This window comes from Thermogemmatispora argillosa (genome assembly GCF_059696725.1).
Genome location: NZ_AP019377.1, coordinates 4,347,532 through 4,367,898 on the forward strand (window position 1 = coordinate 4,347,532; position 20,367 = coordinate 4,367,898).

A 20,367-nucleotide genomic window follows, 5' to 3' on the forward strand; every position below is an offset into this window, starting at 1 on the left:
GCAAGGACAACAGGGAGGGGCGCCCAAGGCTTCGACCAGGGGGCGAGGTCGGGCCAGCGCCCCCGCCGTCTTTCTGCGTTTCGCGCTTCGGCATCCCGCGAAACCGAGTTCGATCGACTAGAATAAGTGGGTGCGTGCAGCATGTCAAATACATTTGATAAACTGTCAGTGCTCGATTCGTTTATCGAAGAGGTGAAGAGCTACCTGCCAGAGATCGAGGCGAACCTTGACCGCCTGGCTCAGTCTCCCGGCGACATGGATGCTCTCGAAGAGACCTATCGCCGCACGCATACGATCGGTGGGTCCGCCTCGATGATGGATTTCCCCGGCCTGGCTCATGTGGCTCATGGCATGGAGGATATTCTGGGGGATGTGCTCGATGGCCTGGCTACCCTCGATGAACCTACGCTGGCCCTCTTGCGTCGCTCCCTACGGCGCCTGCATGTGCTGATCGATGGAATCCGCGATAATTCCGTCAACCAGGATGCCATTATCGCCGAGGACGATGCCGATTATAGTCGCTATCGCGCTCTCCAAGAGGCCGCGGGAAAGCTCGTCCCCGGCTCGGCAGACAGCGCCTCTGCCCCCGCTCTGACGACTACAGAGTCGTCAGGCTCTCAATTGCCGCCTACCTCTTCGGAGCGCTATGAGCAGTATGAGCACTATGCTGCTGCCAATTATCAGAATCAGCAGACGGATCAGCCAGGCTACCAGGGTCAGCCTCAGCAGGCTTATCAGGATTATCAGCATGACTCTCCGCACTACCACGCTCCCACGCAATCTTCTCAGCGCTATGATTTTCTGGAGGGTAGTCTGGGCCTAGGTGAACCCTACTCGTATCAGCAGCGGGCCGCGCCTGCTTCTTCTCCTCAGTCAACGCCTGCGCCGGAAGCGCCCTATCCGGCTGCTCAGGAGGGGTCTTTACCTTCCTTTGATGAGATGCTGGCGGCCTTCCGTACGCCCAGTACGCCGCCCGAAGAGGAACCGCTCTGGCCGGAGGACCCGGTGCCGCTGGCTCAGCAGTCTCCCGAAACGGCTTCGTCTGCTTCGCCTGCCGCGCCGTCAACGCCGAGCGCTCTCGATATGCTAGCGGCCAGTTTCCGCGCCGAGAGCACCGCCGCTGCAGGAGGTTCTACACCTGCTTCTCAGCAGGAGCCGCCGCGTTCGCCCCGCGCTCCCTCGCCCTTAGAGGAGCTGGTTAATCGCTTTACGGCGGCGCATCCAGAGATTCAGGGGAGAGGAGCAGCCGGCGAAGCTGGTCCCAGTGCTGCCCCCGACTGGGCACCGCCGTCCCAGCAGTCACAACTGCAACAGCCTTCTTCCTACTATGTGCAGCAGGGGCCAGCAGCGCCCCAGCCTGGGCAGCAGCCGCAGCAGTCATCTCTGCTGTCGCCAGCCTGGTCGCAGTCTCTGGCACAGACGCCAGAACAAGCAGCAGGCCGATCTGATGATGCGCTTGTTCTGCCGGCTTCCGCCTCGCGGCTCTATAGCGATCTACGTCAAGAAGCGCTCTCACTTGAGGAGCAGGCGAATACGCTCCATGCCCTGCTGGCCCAGCTTCAGCAAGCCGTGAGCATTATCGAGGACCAGCGCAGTGAATTCCGCGGTTTCCTCGATGGCTCGAAAGATGCGCTGGAGCGTATGGAGGACTGGGCTGGCCAGGCAATGGGGCTGAATCTGCGCAAAAGCCCTGAAAAGGTACGCCGCTATCTGCCGCTCTCAGTGATGTGGGTGGTCAATACCAAGCTCAAGAAGGTTCTGGAGCTACTCTCCCGCATCACGAGCAATGTCCAGGCAACTGATGAGCAGATTCAGGCGACATTACGGCAGCTCCGAGGCTCGATCGAGGCCTGTGGTGACCTACTAGAGCGCCTCCCCCAGGCTCTTACTAGTCAGGAAAGCGGCTGGACGCCCTGGCAGGTCCAGGTCTCGCGCGATGCAGGTGGCGTGCGCGAACGGGTGACCTTTGAGCGTCAGGGAGATCTGGCTGCCTTACGGGCCGAGTTGGAGGCAAAGATCCGCGAGGAGCTGCGCCGTGAGTATGAGCAGCGCCCTCTCTCCCTGGCTGCTCGTATGGAATTGGAGCGCCAGATCCGTGAAGAGGTACGCCAGGAGTTTGAGCGTCAGCGTCAGCTGCAGCGCGAGATAGTTGGTCCCGACGGTCAGGAGAGTTATGAGGAGCTGGTCAAGCGGCTGCGCAATGAGATCGAGATTGAGGTACGCCGTGAGTTTCTGGCGCAGCTGACAGGGAATGCTGACCTGGAAACTGTCGCCAATCTGCAGCAAGCAGGCTCAGGAAGTGGGCCGCTGCCCGCTCTGGAGATTCCGCGGGCTCAGGTCAGTCCTCCGCCGGTGGTTGCTCCGCCGCCCCCGGCTTCGCCGGCGCCCTCTCCCACATCCGCAACGGGTGGCTCGGCGGTCAGCGAAGGCACAGATTTCGGCGAGGAGGCTGCCGAGATCTTCCGGCTGGAGGCAGAGGAGCACCTGCAGACGATCAGTATGAATGTAGCCGCCCTGGAAAAGTCGCCCGAGGACCGCGACATCCTGCAGAGCATCCGGCGCGCTACCCATACCCTCAAAGGGGCCGCGGGCATGATGGGCTTTCGCCTCATTGCAGACCTCTGTCATGTCTCTGAGGATCTGCTTGATAGCATCATGGAGGGGCAGGTCGCCATCACCCCGGCTGTCATTGGTATTATCCTCGATACTGCGGAGACCCTCGACCGCCTCATTAATAACCGCGGCGAGGATCGCGCAACCCTGGAGGCTGCCGTGGCGGCCATGCGAGCGCGCTACGCCGAGCTGCTTGGCGAGCAGCAGCTCTCGCCTCCTCCCGCTGAAGAAGAGTTAGAAAGCCTCCTCGATAGTGGAGAGGGAGCCGATAGCTCAACGCTCTCCCGGACCGTCTCCGAGGCTACTCCCGCTGCCGGTGAGCTGCTCATGCAGCGCTCGCCAGCCGCTGAGCTGAGTGTGCGTGTGCGCCTCCAGAAGCTGGACGAGCTGGTGAACCTCTTCGGTGAATTGTTGGTCAACCGCAGCGCCCTTGAGGAGCATATCCAGCGCTTGATGCGGCTGGTGGCTGACGTCAGCATGAGTAGTGAGCGTCTGCGCGATGTCGGCCAGAAGCTGGAGAGTCGTTTTGAGGCGGCAACTCTACCTAGCGGGCGAGTGGTCCAGGTGCTGCCCGGCACCGGTAATGGCGCTTCACGCCTGCCCGCTCTGCAAACTGCCCGCTCTGGCTCGGCCAGTGGGGAGCCTGCCCACCTGGCGGAGTTCGATGAGCTGGAGCTAGATCGCTATACTGAGTTCCACCAGCTGACACGCGGCCTCAGCGAGGGTGTCTCTGATATGATTACCCTCAGTAGCGAGATGGAGGCGGTTATCCGTGAATGCGAAAGCATTTTCGCCCGCGAGAGCAGGCTGAGCACCACCTTCCAGGACCGTCTGATGAAGACGCGTCTAGTGCCGCTCTCGTCGATGATCCCCCGTCTCTATCGTGCGGTCCGCTCCGTTGCTCTGAAGCAGCACAAGGAAATCAACTTCGTGACCGAGGGCGAGGACACCGAGGTTGATCGCACCGTTTATGAAGAGATCGCTGGTCCCCTGCTGCACCTGATGCGCAATGCCGTGAACCATGCGATCGAAGAGCCGGAGGTACGGGTACGTAAAGGCAAGCCACCGGCTGGACTTGTCAAACTCTCGGCTTCGTATGAAGGCAACCAGGTAGTGATCACGGTGCGGGACGATGGCACCGGTATCGATCCCGAGAAAGTGCGTCAGGCTGCTATCGCCCGTGGCCTGATCCGGCCCGATCAGGTGCTCTCGCCCAGCGATGTCATCGATCTCATTTTCCGTCCCGGCTTCTCGACCGCCGAGGTAGTGAGCGAAGAGAGCGGGCGAGGCGTGGGGCTGGATGTGGTGCGTGATAGTATCTCTCGCCTGCGCGCCACGCTGGAGGTGGATTCTACGCCGGGTCAGGGCACGGCCTTCACCATGAAATTCCCGACCAGCCTGGCGATCCAGAGCGTCATGATGGTGCGCGTCGGAGACCAGCAGTATGCCATTCCGACAACGCTGGTCGAAGCCATTGGGCGACTGGACACCTTTAAACGCACGACTCATGCTGGCCGCCCGGCGGTCGTGGTGCAGAACGATGTTTACCCGCTCAGCCAGCTCGCCTACTATCTCAAGCTGCCTGCTGGCGAGATCGACGAGCGCTCGCCGCTCCTCCTGGTCAATACGGGGCGCCATCGCGTAGCGCTGGTGGTGGATGAGGTCAAGACGCGCATGGACGTTGTAATGAAGAACCTTGGTCCGCACCTGCGTCACGTGCATGGCATCGCCGGCGGCACCGTCCTCGGTAACGGGCGCGTCATTCTGATCCTGGAACTGAACGAGCTGCTATCGGTGCAGCGACGCGGCTCAGGGGCCATCGCCGCTACGCTCTCCCAGCCTCAAGAGAGTCGGGTGGTGGCGCCAGCCTCAGCGGCTCAAGTGCCGGCAGCCGTGGCAACGGCTCCGACCACAGTAACCGTCAATACCAGCAGCTTGCCCGCAGTACGTCCGCCAGTCTCGCCGCTCCCATCGCCGCGTGCAGAGCGCGGCAGACACGTATTAGTCGTGGACGACAGTCCGAGTGTGCGCCGCGTAGTAAGCAACATGCTCAAGCAGCACGGCTGGGAGGTCCAGACGGCGCGCGACGGTGTCGAGGCTCTGGAACTGATCTCCAGCCAGCCGCCAGCAGCCGTCTTGCTCGATATCGAAATGCCGCGCATGGATGGATATGAGCTGATGGCTACCGTCCGCTCTCAAGAGCAATATCGCACCCTGCCGCTGGTAGTGCTGACCTCGCGCGCAGCCTCGAAGCATAAACAGCGAGCCATGCAGCTTGGCGCCAGCGCCTACATTGTCAAGCCCTATCAGGACGAGGAGCTGATCTCGACCCTGAATCGCCTGGTCTATGGCGCCAGTGCCTAGGCCCGGGATAGCCTGCCTGGTCAGAGCAGCACCTCTGGCCAGGCTCCCTTTCCCGGTCCCGGCCTGATTCTCAATCAAGTGACAATCTCAGCGAGCTGGCTCACTGGCTCGTCTGGTCAGGTCAGGATGGTAACCAAGCCAGAGCCTCCCTTACCGCTGGTAGATCGCGATCACCTGTGAGCAGGGAGCCGGCGCTCTGTTCGCCGAGAGACAGCGGTGGCTCTTGATAGGACGGCAAACAGCCCGAGCTAATTATCATAAGCCTGATGCTTTAGGGAGATGTCAGAGGATAATGGGCGTAGAACGCGCAGTAACGCGCTGGTATGTCCAGCGTCAGCGCCTGCTTGCTGAGATTGAGAGCCTTGAGCGCGCCCTTGCTGAGCAGCAGAGAGAAGGGCAGTCAGCAGGAGCAGCTCAGGGACCAGATCAACAGAAGCAGCTAATTGCTCGTCTAGAGGAAGCGCGCGAGCGTCTGCAGCGCCTGGGGCCTTGTCCCAAGCCAATGATGGGCTAAGTAAGATAGAATCCCAGGGCGCTGGCAGAGGCCGCGCGCTCCTCCGCATAGCGCCAACGCTCCCGCCGGGCTGGCGAATGAGGCTGAGCCAGCAATCTCGCCCGCTCTGCGTCGTCTGACCTCTTGCTCCTAGCGGCTGCCTGTAAGGGCAGACAGCAGGCCTGTCAAAGGCGAGGTATCCAGAACAGCAAGCGAGAGTGAGGAAAAAAACAGATCGAGAGAGACAGCCGCTCAGGAAGCAGCGCTCCCGACCGCCTCGGCGATCAGGCGACCCATCTCCCTGGTACCAACGAGCGTTTTCCCTTCCTCCCGCAAATCCTCAGTGCGGTAGCCAGCTTCAATCACCTGCTCCACAGCCCGCTCAACCGCCTGAGCCTCAGCCTCAAGGCTTAAAGAGTGACGCAGCAGCATGGCTAGCGAGAGAATCGAAGCGATCGGATTGGCCTTGTCCTGACCAGCGATATCGGGAGCTGAGCCGTGAATCGGCTCGTAAAGGCCAAAGGTACCGTGTGCTGTGCGCCGTGTACCCAGGCTTGCCGAAGGCAGCATACCCATTGAGCCGGCCAGCATAGCAGCCTCATCGGTGAGAATATCGCCAAACATATTCTCTGTAACGATCACGTCGAAGCTGGCAGGACGACGGATCAAATGCATGGCGCAGGCGTCGACTAGCAGATGCTCAAAAGCAATATCGGGGTAATCGGCGGCGACACGTTCGGCCACGCGGCGCCAAAGGCGGGACGAGCTAAGCACATTCGCCTTATCAACCGAGGTTACCTTCTTTTTGGGGCGACCCCTGGCCAGTTCGAACGCTGTACGCACAATCCGTTCGATCTCCCCTTCGCTATAGAGCAGCGTATCAATCGCCTCCAGGCCGTGGGGAGTCTGACGGATCTCGCTGGGTTTCCCGAAATAGATCCCGCCCGTAAGTTCGCGCACCACCAGGAGATCAGTGCCCTCGAGGACTGAGGGCTTGAGCGTTGAAGCGTTCAGCAGCGCCTTCAAAGGACGCACAGGGCGCAGGTTCGCGAACAGCTCCAGTTCCTTGCGCAGGCGGAACAGGGCGTGCTCGGGCTGGACCTGAGAATTGGGGCCTGCGTAGCGGGAAACACCTCCCACCGCGCCAAACAAAATGGCATCGCTTTCGTGACAGAGAGCCATGGTCGCATCGGAAATCGCCATGCCTTCGGCCTCGATGGCCGCAGCTCCGACGAGAGCCTCTGTCGTCTGGAAAGTGTGGCCAAAGCGAGCACCGACCCGTTCCAACACCTGCAAGGCTTGGGCGGTTACCTCGGGGCCGATGCCATCGCCCGGCAGAACGGCGATCTTGTAGGTACCCAATGCAGGAATCCTCCCTGTACAGTCTTAGGCCTCGACCTCTACCTTGCTTGCTTGAGAGAGGCTTAGATTAGATAGGTTAGGTTGCCATTCGCTATCCGCTGGACGGACGGACGGACAGAGCCATGATAGCTGATTAGCCAGAGCAAAGCAAGGCACAACAAGGCGGTGCTGAACAGCGAGCCGAGCGGCCCGATGCCGGCAGAGGAAGCAAGGAGAGCAGAGAAGTGGCAGAAGGCAGGGCGATCGAACAGAGGAAGCGAGCGGCGTCCCGCGAGGGCGCCCTTTTCTGGCGCCAATGGGTGAAACGTGCTATAATAAACTGCGGACCACAAGGCCAGGAGAAGCATCGCCCCTCCGAGCGAGGAACCCCTGTTCCAGTTCCGAGAGAGCAAGTCACCTCATCTTTGGCGAGGGGCAATCAATAGAGGAGCAATCATCCTATGAGCAATACGACGAGCCAGCAAGCGGGGGAGAAAGCCGCAGTACCAGGGACGCGGCGCAAGCCCGTTCCCATCGCTATGGCGACTGGCCCCCACGAATATACGCCTGGTGACCAGGAGCTACCGGTGGCGATTACCAGCCTGGCCGATATGCTCCAATGGGCCCAGAACTGGGCGCGCTCACGCTCGGTGTGGCCGCTGGGCTATGGTCTGGCCTGCTGCGCGATTGAGATGATGGCAAGCGCCCAGTCGCACTATGATTTAGCCCGTTTTGGCTCGGAAGTCTTTCGTTCCAGCCCGCGTCAGGCCGACCTGATGATTGTCGCGGGCACGGTCTCGGTCAAGATGGCGCCGCGCTTGCGCCTGCTCTGGGAGCAGATGCCCGAGCCGAAGTGGGTCATCAGTATGGGGCAGTGTGCCAACTCGGGCGGTGAGTTTTACGATAGTTACTACACCGTCCAGGGTGTTGATACCATCGTGCCGGTTGATGTCTACGTGCCCGGCTGTCCGCCGCGGCCAGAGGCGCTGATCGAAGGGCTACTCAAGCTGCGTGAGAAGATTCTCAAGCAGGGCCTGAAGGTGCGCGGTGTGAAGGAAGGCGAGGTGTAGCGCATGCGAGGCATCCTGCAGGGAATGGGGCTGACCTTCAGCCATCTCTTCCGGCCCAAGGTGACGCGGCTCTATCCCTATGAGAAGCCGAAGCTCCCGCCGCGTAGTCGCGGGCTGATCCAGTTAATTGCCGAAGAGGGGCTGAAGACCGAGCTGAACCTAAAGTGTGAGGCCTGTTTGCTGTGTGAGAAGGCCTGTCCGCCGCGCGCCATCACTATCGAGTACGAGCCCCTGCACCGTTGGAAAGAGCGACCCTGGTTCCGCTCCTATATTCGTGAGGGCGCTGAGAAGTTCACTTCGCGCAAGATCCCAGAAGCAACCGGCATTTCCAAAGCCGGTTTCTATACGCCGCGCATCTCCGAGTATGCGACAGAGTATCCTCATCGCCCGGTCGCGCCCTGTGTGGCGATGCCGGTAAAAGATCACCTGGAGCCAGAGATCGATCTGAGCAAGGTGGATGAGTTGCTGGCGCAGTGGCCGCATGAGGCGGCGGCCCTGCCGGCTCTGCTGGATGCCGTAATGGACCATTACGGCTACTTGCCATTGCAGGCCGCCAAGCGCATCGTCCAGGCGCGCGGCGTCGATCTCAGTGATATCTTTGGGATTGCAACGCTCAGCCCGAAGTTCAAGCCGGCGCCTGCAGTCAAGGGAATCAGGCGCGATGATCAGCCCGAACGCGGGCTGGCACCCGATAAGCGTGGAGTGTGGGGAAATATTCATCATGTGAGGCAGCCAGATGCCTGAGTTCGATTCGGCCTATCGCGTTCTGCGACGGCGCGGCGAGCCTGATCTGCGCTCGCTCCAGAGCTACCGGCAGCAAGGGGGCTATAGCGCGCTCGAACGTGCTCTGCATGAGCAAACGCCTGAACAGGTGATCCAGTTGGTGAGCGATGCTCGCTTGCGTGGGCGCGGTGGGGCTGGACGCCTGACAGGTGAGAAGTGGCGTATTGTGCGCCGTCAGCAGGAAACCCCCAGATATGTCATTTGTAATGCCTACGATGCCGATCCGCGCTCGTGGGCGGCGCGCTCCTTACTGGAGCGCAATCCTCATCAGGTGATCGAAGGAATCTTACTGGCCGCCTATGCCGTTGGGGCAACGGAGGCCTATTTGATGACGCGCAGCCTCTTCCGCGAGGGCATCGAGGCGGTGCAGCAAGCGCTCAATGACGCGCTGGAGGCCGGCCTGGTCGGTCGTTCGATTCTTGGAACGACCTTCCACTGCACAATCAATGTGGTGGGCTTCGACATCGGCTTCATTGGCGGCGAAGAGACCGTTCAAATTGCTGTCATCAAAGGTCGGCGTGGCATGCCCGAGCAGCGTCCACCCTATCCGGCGGTCTATGGCTTGTGGGATAAACCAACGGCCATCAACTCACTGGAGACGCTGGCTAATGTCCCCTTCATTGTGCGCGAAGGCCCCGAGGCCTTCCGGCGTCTAGGCAGCGAGGCAACCCCTGGTACCAAAGTGCTGACGGTCTATGACGCGGTCCCCGATGCCGAGCCGCGCGTGGTCGAAGTTCCCTTCGGGGCCAGCCTGCGCGAGATTCTGCGTCACGCCGGGATTCGCCGTCCAGACACCGAGCTGCGCGCTGTTGTGGTTGGCGGCGCTGAGGGTGGTGCTCTGCCGGTCAGCCTGCTTGATCTTCCCTTTGATTTCGATCCCCTGGAAGAGGCTGGGGCCATCGTTGGCTCCGGGGTCATTGAGCTGTTGCCGGCCCAGACGTGTATGGTGGCCTGGGCTATGGAGCGCACGCGCTATCTAAGCAACGAGTCGTGTGGCAAGTGTGTGCCTTGTCGCATCGGGGTGAAGCGCATGACAGGTGTGCTCGAAGGCATTGTCAGCGACCTGGGCCTGCGCTCGGACCTCGATCTTTTGGACGAGCTGGCTGGCTATGTCCCCGATGGCTCTCTCTGCGGCTTCGGCATTCACGCCCCCAACGCATATAAGACGGCTCGCCGCTATTGGCCTGAGCATTTCCAGATGCATATTGAAGAGCAGCAGTGTCCGACGGGGACGTGTGTGCCAGTGCGCTCCCATCGCTTCGTCACCAAACATGTGCTGCCGTAGGTAGAGAGTCAGGAAGTAAGCGCAACTGCCAGCTCGGACAGCTCAACGGTTCATGAAACGGTCGATCAAACGGGCAGTCAAATAGTCGGTGTCTGGGACGCAAGGCGGCGTTCTGCCTCTGTTCTGCGCGCTGATGCAGCGTGCCAGGCACGTTGTGAGACCGCTCACTCGAAAAGAGGCATATTCGTCATGGCGCTATCAGTCAGAGATCGCTTCACGCCGCTTGCTCAGGATGGGCATGATGGAATGGTGCGCAATGAGGTGGGCCAGCCCAGTTTCACGCTGACCATCGATGGCAAGGTGGTGCGTGCCTACGAGAATCAGACGATCCTGAGCGTGGCGGAGGAGAATGGCATCGAGATCCCGAACCTGTGTAACGATGAGAAGCTGGAGCCGACTTCAGCCTGCCGCATGTGCCTGGTGCACATCGAGGGCTATGATCGGCCCCTGCCTTCGTGTAATACACCAGCACAGCCCGGGATGGTGGTGCGAACCCAGTCGGATGAGCTGTTTCGCATCCGACGCACCAACCTGGAAATGATGCTGTCGGATCATAATGCCTATTGCCAGCCTCCCTGTCAGGTCGATTGTCCAACACACATCGATATCCCGGGCTACCTGGAGCTGATCGCTAAAGGGTCGATGAAAGAGGCGGCGCGCCTGGTGAAAGAGGTCTTGCCTTTCCCCTATATCCTGGGCTTGACCTGCCCGGCGCCCTGCCAGAAGGCCTGCCGGCGCGCTCTGGTCGATGAGGAGATCGCCATCTGCCGCATGCATGGCCATGCCGCAGAGACCTGCTTGCTTGATCCTCCGGTGCCCTTTGTCAAGGACCCTCCGACCGGCAAGAAGGTGGCGATTGTGGGAGCCGGCCCCGCCGGTTTGACCTGTGCCTACTATCTGGCCCTCAAAGGGCACTATTGCAAGATCTTCGATATGCAGCCGCAGCCCGGTGGAATGCTGCGCTACGGCATCCCAGAGTACCGCCTGCAGAAGGATATGATGGATCGCGAGCTGAACCATGTGTGGGAGCTGGGGGTCGATCTGCAGTGCAATGTCAAGCTGGGCCGCGACTTCACGATCGATGATCTCTTTGCGCAGGGCTTTGATGCCGTCTTCCTGGCTATCGGAGCCTGGACGAGCAACCCGCTGGGAACGCCAGGTGAGGACGCGGAGGGGGTGGTCAACGCCATCGCTTTCCTCGGGGAAAAGGTGGAGGGCAAGCCCGTGCCTGTCAAGGAAGGGGCTGAGGTGATCGTCCTCGGCGGTGGTTTCACAACCTTCGACTGTACACGCACCTCGCTACGCCTGGGCGCCAAGGTCCATACGGCTTATCGTCGCTCGATCAAAGAGATGACGGCCACAATGGAGGAGATCGAGGACGCCGAGGCCGAGGGAACGGAGCTGCTCTTCTATGAGCAGGCGACGCGTGTCATTACTGATGAACATAATCGCGTCAAGGGCCTGGAGTTCATTAAGAACCGGCTGGGCGAGCCTGATGCCAGTGGCCGCCGTCGCCCGGTCCCAATCCCTGGTTCCGAGCACGTCATTCCTTGCGATACGATTATCCCGGCCTATGGCCAGAAGCCCGATCGCTCGGTGCTCGATGAGAAATCGGGCGTCAAGTGGACCAAGTGGGGCACGATCCAGACCAATCCTTATAATCTGATGACCGATCGCCCCGGCGTCTTTGCTGGCGGCGACGCTCAGATGGGCGCCCGCACCATTATCGAGTGTGTCGCTCAGGGCAAGTTGGCTGCGCGCTCGATCCATGCCTACCTGAATGGTGAGGATATGAATGAGGTGGCGCGCCGCCTGGAGTTGGAGGAGCGCAAGCCTGACCTCTTCGATATTGTGCCCTATAAGCCTGTTGAGCCGAAAGTCAAGATGCCGATGCTCCCCTATGAGGAGCGTAAGCGCAACTTCCGCATCATCGAGATGGGCTATCTGGAGGAGCAGGCGAAGCGCGAGGCGGCTCGCTGTCTGCAGTGCGCCTGCCCGGCTGCCGGTCAGTGCGATCTGCAGCGCTATAGCATTGAGCATGGCCTGGTCGATAATCGCTTCCACGATGGCGAGCCGAGCGATTATCACGATTATGAGGTCGACCTGTCACACAGCTTCATCCTGCGCGATCCCAATAAATGCATTAACTGCACGCAGTGCGTGCGTGTCTGCCACGATGTAATCGGGCCTGACTGCTACGGAATGTTCGGCAAGGGCTTCGATACGATCGTGTCGACTCCCTTCAATGTGAGCCTGCACGACACTGACTGCGTCTCTTGCGGCGCCTGTGTACAGGTCTGTCCTACCGGCTCGCTGATGATGGCCGAGCGCAAGCTGACGCGCTATTCGTTCGCCCTGGATCGCTGCATCTTCTGCGGCGACTGTGTGGAGGTCTGTCCGCATGGCGCTCTGGGCGAGACGCCCAACTTTGAGCTGTCCTTCTTCAATCGCTTCGGCCCTGATGTCACCCTGGAAAAGGAGGATCTGGCCCTGGCTCCTAACTACCTGGTACGTCAGCGCCTGCCGCGCGATAAGAAGGAGACGCCAATGATGAGCCCGCTGGTGCGCCCGCTGCCTCCGCGCAGCATCCGCGAGTAACCCGGCAAGCAGTCCAACAAGAGGCGGCTCGCTGGGCTGCCCCTCGCTTCCGTTCTGGTGGGCGCCCTCGTTTGGGCCGCCTCTTACTCATCAGAGCTGCAGACTCTACTCTGCTCATCCGCTCGCCAGCATAAGCCGGCGAGCGGATTTTTTTGTGATTTGATCCGCCGCTCCGTCGTTCGTCATATACAGTGATAGGCGTACAAATTGTGAATTTTTAAGTGTAAAAGTACTCTACTTTTTGTACGCTTTACGGGAGGAGGGCGACCATGTTCACAGGAAGGCAGCTCAGGGAGTACCGCCGTCGGCGGCACTTGACCCAGAAGCAGCTAGGAAAGGCCGTCTGTATGAGCCGCGATGCGATTGCCAAGATTGAACTGTATAACCGGGTCATCAGTGACATCCAGACCCTGAAGGCGCTCCAAAAGGCGCTGAACATTCCCTACGATGTGATTGGCTTTATTCCGCTCGATTGAGTGACGGGGACGTGGACCGGCTCCCCCGCCCGGTCCACGTCCGCCTTCCACGGCCTCAGCCTGCCTGTCTGTCTGGCAGCCTGTTCTGATCTGCTCCTGCCTTCCCTGCGAGGCTTTCAGGCTGATCCATGTTGACCTGTCTGGCCAGAGAAATAGAGCTTCTTCAAGAAGGCGGTAAACTCACGCATCTCCTGGCGGTACTCCTCCAGCTTCTGGAGCTGAAGCTCTCGCGGAGCTTCAAGGTAGAGATCGATGGCTCCCTGGTTCTGTAAGCGCGTGTAAAGGCCTGTCGTCAGGATCAGACGGCGATCGAAAGGCACCATCCGCCCATCGTAGAACTGACTCAGGTACTGGACGAGCCTGGTGCGTAGAGGAACTTGCCGGAGGCGTAACTGCCGCTGAGCCTCGCGCAGGCGACGGGCAAGGTCATAGACCTGGTTTTGGACCTCTGTCAAGCGCGCCTCCTCACAATGCTCCTGCTCGCGCAGCGCTGTGAGACGCTGATGAGCCAGGCGCACTGCAAGAACCAGTTCTTCTTCTTCCTCAATCAGCGCTTTAAAGGCTGAATCTTGGGGACCAATGTCAACCCAGGGCAGCAGCAGGCCGCGTCTCTCGTCAAGGTGACCACCGCAAGACATGACCGTTGGAAAACCTGCGGCGTTGAGCGTCACGACCGTTTCGAAGATCTCCTCGTCAATGCGCTTCCCTAGACCATCGGTCACTTCTGAGAAATATTTCCTCAATGCTTCCCATTGTTCTAACATCGTTTGCCTCCTTGTAAGGAGAATATCGTAACATTGATTCAATTCTAGTCCACAAGTAAATAATAAATTCTGATAAGAATTATTTTAGGGCATGTGCCATAAATTCCCAAAAAATAGGAAAAAAGTAACTTTCCCATTTGATCAAGCATGGATACACTCTATGCAGAAAGTATCACCGGGCGTAGCCGGCGAAGAAAGGCACAGCAAAAGGCTATCCCGGCGGGGCAAAATCGTTTTGACTGTAACAGCCATCTTAGCCAGACAGGAGGAAGTATGTACAACCAGGATGACGATCCTCAGCGTATGCGCAACGGCGAGGAAGACGAATGCAACATGTGTGGGGGTTTCGGCTATCTAGACCCTCTCAAAACGCAGGTTTGTCCTGATTGTCAGGGAACGGGACGTGTCGCTGTCTATCTTCCCGAGTAGTCGGTGAGCTTCTCATCCGTCGGTCTCTCCGCTGGCGGGCAGGTGGGGGGCTGACCTTGTCTGCCCGCCTTACTGGCGCTTAGCCTTGCTCTGGCTGACTATGCAGGCTAGAATAGACACGGGTGCCGCGCTGCTGCGCTGTGCCTCCCGCAGGCAAGCTCAAATGTAAGGAGAGACAATGGCGAGAGAACGCAAGCTGCAGTTTCCCGAAGGCTTCCTCTGGGGCACGGCCTCATCGGCTCATCAGTGCGAAGGGGGCAATCTCAACAATCAGTGGTATCGCTGGGAGCAGCAGGGCCGTACGCTAACGGGCGAGCGCAGTGAAGCAGCCGCCAACTGGTGGCAGCAAGCTGAGCGCGATTTTGAGCTAGCCGAGCAGATGGAGAACAACGCCCTGCGCCTGAGCCTGGAGTGGAGCCGCATTGAGCCAGAGATGGGGCATTGGAACGAAAGCGCCCTGGAGCGTTATCGCGTGCTCCTGAGCGATCTGCGTCGGCGTCATATGACGCCCCTGGTCACTTTACACCATTTTACTGACCCGCTCTGGTTCGCCGAACGTGGTGGTTTTGCTCGCGAAGAGAACATTCGTTATTTTGTGCGTTTCGTGCGCTTTGTCGTCGCGCGCCTGCGCGATCTCTGCTCATTCTGGCTGACCATCAATGAACCGAACGTCTACGCCTTTCTGGGCTATCTCACGGGTGAATTTCCACCGGGAGAGCGCGCTGTCCTGCGGGCCTTGCGTGTTCTGCGCAACCTGATGGCGGCTCACGTGCAGGCCTTCTACGCTATTCGTGAGCTGCAGCCTGAAGGGCAGATCGGCTATTGCCTCAACTACCGTCCTCTCGACCCGGCGAGCCCCTGGTCGCCGCTCGACCGGGCTGTGGCCTCTCTTCAGGACAAATTCTATAATCGGGTGGCGCTGCAGTTAGCGGAGGGCCAGCATCTCCCCTGGCCACTGAGCCTGGCTTTGCCGGCAGTGCCGCGAGCGGCGGGGGCGCGCGACTATCACGGCATCAACTATTATACTCGTGATCTTGTCCGTTTCGATCCAGGGCGACCAGCCGAGCTGTTTGGCCGGCGCTTTCCGCGTCCGGGGGCGCCTATGCAGGACCCCGGACGGGCCGGTTACTTCGGGGAGATCTATCCCGAGGGTCTCTATCGGGTCCTCCATCAGGTCTATCGCAGCACCCGAGGCAATAAGCCGCTCTATGTCACTGAGCACGGCCTCAATGATCGCGAAGATCGTCACCGTCCGCGCGCTATTCTGGAGCATCTGGCCATGCTCCACCGTGCTATTCGCGATGGGCTGCCCGTGCGTGGCTATTTTCACTGGACGCTGGTCGATAACTTCGAATGGAACGAGGGCTGGGGCGCCCACTTTGGTTTGATCGAGCTGAATCCGCAGACACAGGAGCGGCGTCCGCGTCCCAGTGCCAGTATGTTCGGAGAGATCTGTCGCGCCAACGCTATCACAGAAAGCATTGTCGAACGCTATGCCCCCGAGGCCGCGGCCACCATCTTTGGCGCTACAACGGCCCTGGGGACGGGAACGCGCGTGCTGACCTGACTGGCTCGGAGGCCCGAGCGCTGTCCCTCAGCTCTGGCCGAGCAGGGCGCGGCGCAGCAGCGGATCAGGGCAGAGATGCGGAAAGCGGCGCGTATAGCAGACCATGCAATAATCGCCGACCAGCTCCTCATCGTCACCGGTACCATAGTAGGTGATCGTATGCGGCGGACAGGCGTAGTGGCCACAGGGGCGAAGCTCTGCTTGATCGCGGTGCGGCAGGCTGTGGGGAAACTGTTCGATATAGCACTCATGCTCTTCACTCGTCATCGCTCTCTTACCTCCCGAATGGCTGGCTGCCTGAAGACATAGCTGACTGCTTCCGGCTCTTTCATATTACCAGAAAGTCTGTCGTCGCGCAGGCGCCTTGCCTGGTTATGTCAGCCCATGCTACACTCTCTTGTAGCGAGGGCTGGCGGCTCGCTAGTTTTCTACTGATGCATGCTGCCAGCATTGGGAAGGTACGCGAGGAATATCATGATGAAAAGCGAACTTATCTCTGAGCTGCTTAAATTCCGCTTCGGCAGCAAAGTCTTTTGCTCCGATGGAGAATATGGTCTACTGGATGAGGTCGTCGTGGATGCGGCCCGGCGCAGCATTACCCACATAGGGGTCAGCCGGGGCCTCTTTGTGAAGAAGCGCTTCTATCTGGCCTTTAGCCAGGTCAACCAGGCGTCGAGCGACGGCGTAACCCTGACGACAAGCCTGGCGAAGCTGGAACAGGTGGCGGTCGCTGATCCGGCTGGCGCGCGTCTCTCGGGGCGCAGTCTGGTCGAGGCGCCGGCTGCTGGTCAGCGTGGCAGCCTGCTACTGCTGGCGGCCCAGCCCGGCAGTGGAGAGATCGCCTATGTGGTGGCTCATAATCTTCCCGGGGGACAGGATACCCTCTTCCGCGCTGAGATGATTGCTGAGCTGACCGGCGGCGTGGTGCGGCTTAATCTCTCTGCCGAGGCTCTCAAAGGACTGCCGCCCTATCGGCCCGATCGCGAACTGCAGCGTGAGGTAGAAGCGGTTCTCTTCGATCTCTATCCGCTGCATGTAGACATGCGTGGCATCTCCGCACGCGTGCTCGATGGCGTGCTCTATCTTGACGGTAACATCTCCAGCGCTCTGCGCGCCGACCTGGTCGAGCGCCAGGTGATGGGAGTGCCTGGCCTGCTGGAGATCAGAAATAATCTGGTGGCCGATGATACGTTGGCGAGTGAGGTTGCGCTGGCCCTGGGCCGTGACCCGCGCACCCGTGGCTTGCCCATTGGTGTTTACCCCCGGCTGGGCGTTGTGCGCCTCAGCGGGGCAGTGCATACAGCAGAGCAGAAGCGCGTCGCCGCCGAGATCGCCCGCGCCGTGCCGGGCGTTCGTCAGGTCGTCAATGACCTGACTGTCAATCCCAGGGCTGAGCGTCTGCCGGTCATGGCCTCGACGGGGGCCGAAGATGAGGATCTGGTACCGGGCGGACGCTATGTACGCCATACAAAGTAAGCCACTGTTCACCGGTAACTGGATCGTTATGGCCGTGGCCCGCTTGCGCTTCGCTGCGCCCAGATCAGGATTCTCCGCTCTTGATGCCGCGGCGAGTAAGCAGGAGTGATTGCAAGACTCTGCTCGCCAAGACCTTCGGGCGGATGGCAAAGGCTGCAGCGGGCCGGCCTTGCCTTGATCCTTCCGCGTCGATTGCCGAAATCCTCCGCTTCTTTCGGAACTTTCCCCTGGCACGCATTGGAAGACAATCGCACGGTGATCCTGGCCAAAGACCTCCTCTGGGCCCATGAGGTCATTTTGAAAGGGAGGGCCGCCGCTGCCCAGAGCGAGCGCTTTCTTCCCCCGCCGCCGCAGCGGCAGGGCCGCTACTTCGGCAAGCACTAGCCAGGGCAGGTGGAAGGAGGCGGGAGCTACCCCAGAGCGCGGTACTCTCCCGGCCTCCTCCATACACACTAGCTGTGACTCTCACTCAAGCTGTCGCCTGCTGCAGAGCCTGATCCAGATCCTGCATAATATCCTCAGCATCCTCGATGCCCACGGAGAGGCGTACACAGCCCTCCGTAATGCCGGCCTGTTGCAATTCTGAGCGAGAGAGATCGCGATGCGACGAGACCGGTGGATAACTCACCAGCGTATGCACATCGCCCAGCGAGGTAGCGGGCGCACAGAGCTGCAGGCTATCCATAAAGCGGAAGACCGCTTCGCGTGTCTGCGCCTTCAACTCGAAAGAGAGCAAGCCCCCGAAGCGTCCTGGGGCCAACAAACGTCGGGCCTGCTCATGTTGCGGATGCTCAGGCAGGCCTGGATAGTGGACGCGAGCCACGGCGGGATGATCGCGCAAGAAATGAGCGATGCGCAGGGCATTCTCACAATGACGCTCCATGCGCAGAGCCAGGGTCTTCACGCCGCGCAAGATCAAGTAGGACTCGAAGGGACTGAGCATGGCGCCGAGCAGGGAAGCGTACGAACGGAGCGACTGCAACAGGCTTGCGCGGGCACTCACAACCAGGCCGCCGGTGCTATCGCCATGCCCTCCAAGGTACTTTGTCGCGCTGTGGATCACCAAATCAAAGCCGTGCTCGATGGGGCGCAGCAAGCAGGGAGTCGTAAAAGTGCTATCGACCAGGGTCACGGCGCCCACCTCACGAGCGGCGGCGCTAATGGCGTCGAGATCGGTCACCTTCACCAGAGGATTCGAGATAGTCTCAACAAAGACAATATCGGGCTGCTCGCTGCGGATACGCTCCGCGGCGGAGGCGCAACACAGATCACAGAGCACGATTTCCACGCCCTGGGGAGCGAAAACCTGGCGCAGCAGAGCGATAGTCTGGCCATAGAGATCCTGGGCTGCCAGAATCTTTGCGCCTGGCGCCGCTCCCGCAGCCAACAAAGCCGCATGGATCGCCGCCATACCGGAGCCGAAGGCCACCGCTCCTACGCCCCCTTCAGCGCGCGCTAGCACCTCTTCCAATTGCGTTGCATTGGGATTTCCCTGGCGTGCATACACATAGCTGCGCTTCTCTCCCGGAGCCGGGCTCCTGAAAGCCTGGTCCAGACGCTCCATATTGCCGTGCAGATAGGTCGTGCTGGCATAAATCGGCTGCACGGTTGAAACGTGAGCAGGCCCTTCACTCCAGCGCTGCCTGCCATCCTGTACTAGATGCGTCTCCAATTTCCAGGCGGCTGAAGAATGCTGAACTGTCAAAGTCATCCCCCTCTCTGGAGTAAAATGAGAGCCCGACCCAGGTCTCCCAACGCGAGCGAGGCGCAGGCGTAGAGCCAGGGGAGCCAGGCGGGCACACCGAGTAGATCGGCGTTCTGCGGAAAAGAGAAGATCCCGGCATTCACCAAGATCATCTCAATCAGCGTCCCCGTAATCGCCACCACGGCGGAAAAAATGAGGTTTTGCCAGCTTCGTCCGGCCAGCAGCCAGAAATTGAGGTAGAGCAGGCCCAACAGGCCGAAGCGAGCGAAAGGAGCGAGTGGAATAGCTCCCAGGAGGTAGGCTAAACACAGCCAGCCGAGAGCGGCGATGCTCGTTGAGAGACGACGCGCGGTCCTCGAATGAGCCAGGAGAGGATCTAGTAGGGGATGAGAAAGACCAATAGCGACGGCGGCGCTGCCGGCGAGCAAGGGCGCCCACCAGGGCACACCCAGGAGCGTGGGACCGGCGACCATCGCCGAACTGTAACGCTTGACTCCCTGAGAGACGTAAAAGGCATCAAGGGCGCCTCCTCCGCAGGCTCCCAGGAGAAAGAGCAGGATCGCAGCCCGGCCCCAAGCGCTCATCTGCATTGCTCTCTCACTCAACCTTCCCGGTCCGCCGCTGGCTAGGGACAACACAGGCAGTTTAAATAGCGCAAACAGGCCAGCAACTCGCTGAACGGCGGTAGTTCCTGCTCATGAAGGCCGACCCACTGCTGATAGAGTTCGCCGTAGCGATCGGCCAGCAACAGACTTGGATGAAGCGTGTGCTGAGCGGCGTCCCACTGCGTCAAGCGCGCAATAACCCGCCCCTCGGGGTCCGCGAGCAACGGGAAGGGCAATCGCAGCCCGACCTGAGCCTCGGCGTTCTGGGCTATCTGATTCGGGCTGATCGCCAGGAGCCGGCACTGCTCTTCACGCAGCGCTGGCTCCGCCTCCGCGAACTGCCGCAAGAAAGCGCGCGTAGCCGGCAGCTCAACGCTGCGCACAAGCAGCAGCAAAAGATGATGGCGCTGCTTGTAATCTTGAGGACCACGCAAGACCCCGTAAGCGTCTGGAAGCGCGAAAGCCGGCAGCATTTCGCGCGCCTCTAGCTTCGCCTGAGCCGCCTGCGTGGGCAGCCTGCATGAGGTAGACGACGACGACAACAACTCGGCCATCATGCTCACCACTTTCTGTGTGCTCTCTCCTCTCAGATGGCTCCCTGCCTGCTTCTCCCTCTTCAGGAGGCTGACCTCTCTTGCCCGCCCTGAGCTGATCTGGCCAGTAATCAAGAGCATCAGCCAGCCATCCTGAACCGCAGGGCGAAAGAACCTGCAAGACCCGAGTCTGACGACCTCTCGTAGTACTCGTAGTACGGGTGGCTTGAAAAAACGGATTGCTACTCTGCTCGCTGCTGGGTGC

Annotated in this window: 17 protein-coding genes; 11 read left to right on the top strand and 6 right to left on the bottom strand. The window is 60.2% G+C overall.

Translation table 11 applies throughout. From position 1 onward, the window contains the following. Positions 1-141 precede the first annotated feature (141 nt). Both AC6H1L_RS17090 and AC6H1L_RS17095 read left to right on the top strand, forming a co-directional pair. On the top strand, positions 142-4,977 hold the full coding sequence (locus AC6H1L_RS17090; protein ID WP_497598679.1) for a response regulator: 4,836 nt from the start codon (positions 142-144) through the stop codon (positions 4,975-4,977). Positions 4,978-5,269: 292 nt separating this feature from the next. Next, complete coding sequence (locus tag AC6H1L_RS17095) at positions 5,270-5,491, top strand: hypothetical protein (RefSeq protein ID WP_497598680.1); 222 nt, start codon at positions 5,270-5,272, stop codon at positions 5,489-5,491. Between the two features lie 231 nt (positions 5,492-5,722). On the opposite strand, the gene leuB is transcribed toward AC6H1L_RS17095, so the two are convergent. Beyond that, a complete protein-coding gene (gene leuB / locus AC6H1L_RS17100) occupies positions 5,723-6,832 on the bottom strand; it encodes a 3-isopropylmalate dehydrogenase (protein ID WP_497598681.1) in 1,110 nt (369 codons plus the stop codon). Positions 6,833-7,350: 518 nt separating this feature from the next. Here leuB and AC6H1L_RS17105 point away from each other — a divergent pair. The 5 genes from AC6H1L_RS17105 (at position 7,351) to AC6H1L_RS17125 (ending at position 13,023) form a co-directional block, all read left to right on the top strand. Further along, a complete protein-coding gene (locus AC6H1L_RS17105; protein ID WP_416224287.1) occupies positions 7,351-7,881 on the top strand; it encodes an NADH-quinone oxidoreductase subunit B in 531 nt (176 codons plus the stop codon). A 3-nt stretch (positions 7,882-7,884) separates the two neighbouring features. Next, positions 7,885-8,625: a hypothetical protein gene (locus AC6H1L_RS17110; protein WP_497598682.1), complete on the top strand. Its 741-nt coding sequence runs from the start codon at positions 7,885-7,887 to the stop codon at positions 8,623-8,625. Continuing rightward, positions 8,618-9,949 (top strand): complex I 51 kDa subunit family protein, encoded by a 1,332-nt coding sequence (locus AC6H1L_RS17115; RefSeq protein WP_497598683.1) that lies wholly within the window; start codon positions 8,618-8,620, stop codon positions 9,947-9,949. Before AC6H1L_RS17110 ends, AC6H1L_RS17115 begins: the two co-directional genes overlap by 8 nt. A gap of 189 nt (positions 9,950-10,138) precedes the next feature. Beyond that, entirely contained in the window at positions 10,139-12,547 is a 2,409-nt protein-coding gene (locus AC6H1L_RS17120; protein ID WP_497598684.1) for an FAD-dependent oxidoreductase, read from the top strand. Between the two features lie 269 nt (positions 12,548-12,816). Then, positions 12,817-13,023 carry a helix-turn-helix domain-containing protein gene (locus tag AC6H1L_RS17125; RefSeq protein ID WP_497598685.1) on the top strand — a complete coding sequence of 69 codons (207 nt, stop codon included), beginning with the start codon at positions 12,817-12,819 and terminating at the stop codon, positions 13,021-13,023. A gap of 116 nt (positions 13,024-13,139) precedes the next feature. Here AC6H1L_RS17125 and AC6H1L_RS17130 read toward each other — a convergent pair whose 3' ends face one another. Further along, positions 13,140-13,787 carry a hypothetical protein gene (locus AC6H1L_RS17130; protein ID WP_497598686.1) on the bottom strand — a complete coding sequence of 216 codons (648 nt, stop codon included), beginning with the start codon at positions 13,785-13,787 and terminating at the stop codon, positions 13,140-13,142. 273 nt (positions 13,788-14,060) lie between these two features. On the opposite strand from AC6H1L_RS17130, the gene AC6H1L_RS17135 reads away from it, so the two are divergent. Both AC6H1L_RS17135 and AC6H1L_RS17140 read left to right on the top strand, forming a co-directional pair. Continuing rightward, complete coding sequence (locus tag AC6H1L_RS17135) at positions 14,061-14,216, top strand: hypothetical protein (protein WP_497598687.1); 156 nt, start codon at positions 14,061-14,063, stop codon at positions 14,214-14,216. 178 nt (positions 14,217-14,394) lie between these two features. Then, positions 14,395-15,783, top strand: a complete 1,389-nt coding sequence (locus tag AC6H1L_RS17140) for a glycoside hydrolase family 1 protein (RefSeq protein ID WP_497598688.1) — start codon at positions 14,395-14,397, stop codon at positions 15,781-15,783. 27 nt (positions 15,784-15,810) lie between these two features. On the opposite strand, the gene AC6H1L_RS17145 is transcribed toward AC6H1L_RS17140, so the two are convergent. Next, on the bottom strand, positions 15,811-16,050 hold the full coding sequence (locus AC6H1L_RS17145; RefSeq protein ID WP_497598689.1) for a hypothetical protein: 240 nt from the start codon (positions 16,048-16,050) through the stop codon (positions 15,811-15,813). Positions 16,051-16,257: 207 nt separating this feature from the next. On the opposite strand from AC6H1L_RS17145, the gene AC6H1L_RS17150 reads away from it, so the two are divergent. Beyond that, positions 16,258-17,259, top strand: a complete 1,002-nt coding sequence (locus tag AC6H1L_RS17150; protein ID WP_497598690.1) for a BON domain-containing protein — start codon at positions 16,258-16,260, stop codon at positions 17,257-17,259. 192 nt (positions 17,260-17,451) lie between these two features. Then, positions 17,452-17,643, top strand: coding sequence for a hypothetical protein (locus AC6H1L_RS17155; RefSeq protein WP_497598691.1), 192 nt, complete (start codon positions 17,452-17,454; stop codon positions 17,641-17,643). A gap of 85 nt (positions 17,644-17,728) precedes the next feature. Here AC6H1L_RS17155 and AC6H1L_RS17160 read toward each other — a convergent pair whose 3' ends face one another. Genes AC6H1L_RS17160 through AC6H1L_RS17170 form a run of 3 tightly spaced genes read right to left on the bottom strand, consistent with a single transcriptional unit; the run spans position 17,729 to position 20,126 of the window. Continuing rightward, complete coding sequence (locus AC6H1L_RS17160; RefSeq protein ID WP_497598692.1) at positions 17,729-18,970, bottom strand: trans-sulfuration enzyme family protein; 1,242 nt, start codon at positions 18,968-18,970, stop codon at positions 17,729-17,731. Then, entirely contained in the window at positions 18,967-19,554 is a 588-nt protein-coding gene (locus AC6H1L_RS17165; RefSeq protein WP_497598693.1) for a hypothetical protein, read from the bottom strand. The genes AC6H1L_RS17160 and AC6H1L_RS17165 overlap by 4 nt, the downstream gene beginning before the upstream one ends. A 35-nt stretch (positions 19,555-19,589) precedes the next feature. Further along, positions 19,590-20,126: a redoxin domain-containing protein gene (locus tag AC6H1L_RS17170; RefSeq protein ID WP_497598694.1), complete on the bottom strand. Its 537-nt coding sequence runs from the start codon at positions 20,124-20,126 to the stop codon at positions 19,590-19,592. Positions 20,127-20,367 lie beyond the last annotated feature (241 nt).

Excerpts from the sequence above, each read along its gene's own strand:
- AC6H1L_RS17125 (WP_497598685.1), top strand. The coding sequence starts at position 12,817 with ATGTTCACAGGAAGGCAGCTCAGGGAGTACCGCCGTCGGCGGCACTTG.
- AC6H1L_RS17165 (WP_497598693.1), bottom strand. The coding sequence starts at position 19,554 with ATGCAGATGAGCGCTTGGGGCCGGGCTGCGATCCTGCTCTTTCTCCTG.
- AC6H1L_RS17095 (WP_497598680.1), top strand. The coding sequence starts at position 5,270 with ATGGGCGTAGAACGCGCAGTAACGCGCTGGTATGTCCAGCGTCAGCGC.
- AC6H1L_RS17160 (WP_497598692.1), bottom strand. The coding sequence starts at position 18,970 with ATGACTTTGACAGTTCAGCATTCTTCAGCCGCCTGGAAATTGGAGACG.
- AC6H1L_RS17135 (WP_497598687.1), top strand. The coding sequence starts at position 14,061 with ATGTACAACCAGGATGACGATCCTCAGCGTATGCGCAACGGCGAGGAA.
- AC6H1L_RS17145 (WP_497598689.1), bottom strand. The coding sequence starts at position 16,050 with ATGACGAGTGAAGAGCATGAGTGCTATATCGAACAGTTTCCCCACAGC.
- AC6H1L_RS17115 (WP_497598683.1), top strand. The coding sequence starts at position 8,618 with ATGCCTGAGTTCGATTCGGCCTATCGCGTTCTGCGACGGCGCGGCGAG.
- AC6H1L_RS17170 (WP_497598694.1), bottom strand. The coding sequence starts at position 20,126 with ATGATGGCCGAGTTGTTGTCGTCGTCGTCTACCTCATGCAGGCTGCCC.
- AC6H1L_RS17090 (WP_497598679.1), top strand. The coding sequence starts at position 142 with ATGTCAAATACATTTGATAAACTGTCAGTGCTCGATTCGTTTATCGAA.
- AC6H1L_RS17140 (WP_497598688.1), top strand. The coding sequence starts at position 14,395 with ATGGCGAGAGAACGCAAGCTGCAGTTTCCCGAAGGCTTCCTCTGGGGC.
- AC6H1L_RS17105 (WP_416224287.1), top strand. The coding sequence starts at position 7,351 with ATGGCGACTGGCCCCCACGAATATACGCCTGGTGACCAGGAGCTACCG.
- AC6H1L_RS17130 (WP_497598686.1), bottom strand. The coding sequence starts at position 13,787 with ATGTTAGAACAATGGGAAGCATTGAGGAAATATTTCTCAGAAGTGACC.
- AC6H1L_RS17150 (WP_497598690.1), top strand. The coding sequence starts at position 16,258 with ATGATGAAAAGCGAACTTATCTCTGAGCTGCTTAAATTCCGCTTCGGC.
- AC6H1L_RS17110 (WP_497598682.1), top strand. The coding sequence starts at position 7,885 with ATGCGAGGCATCCTGCAGGGAATGGGGCTGACCTTCAGCCATCTCTTC.
- AC6H1L_RS17120 (WP_497598684.1), top strand. The coding sequence starts at position 10,139 with ATGGCGCTATCAGTCAGAGATCGCTTCACGCCGCTTGCTCAGGATGGG.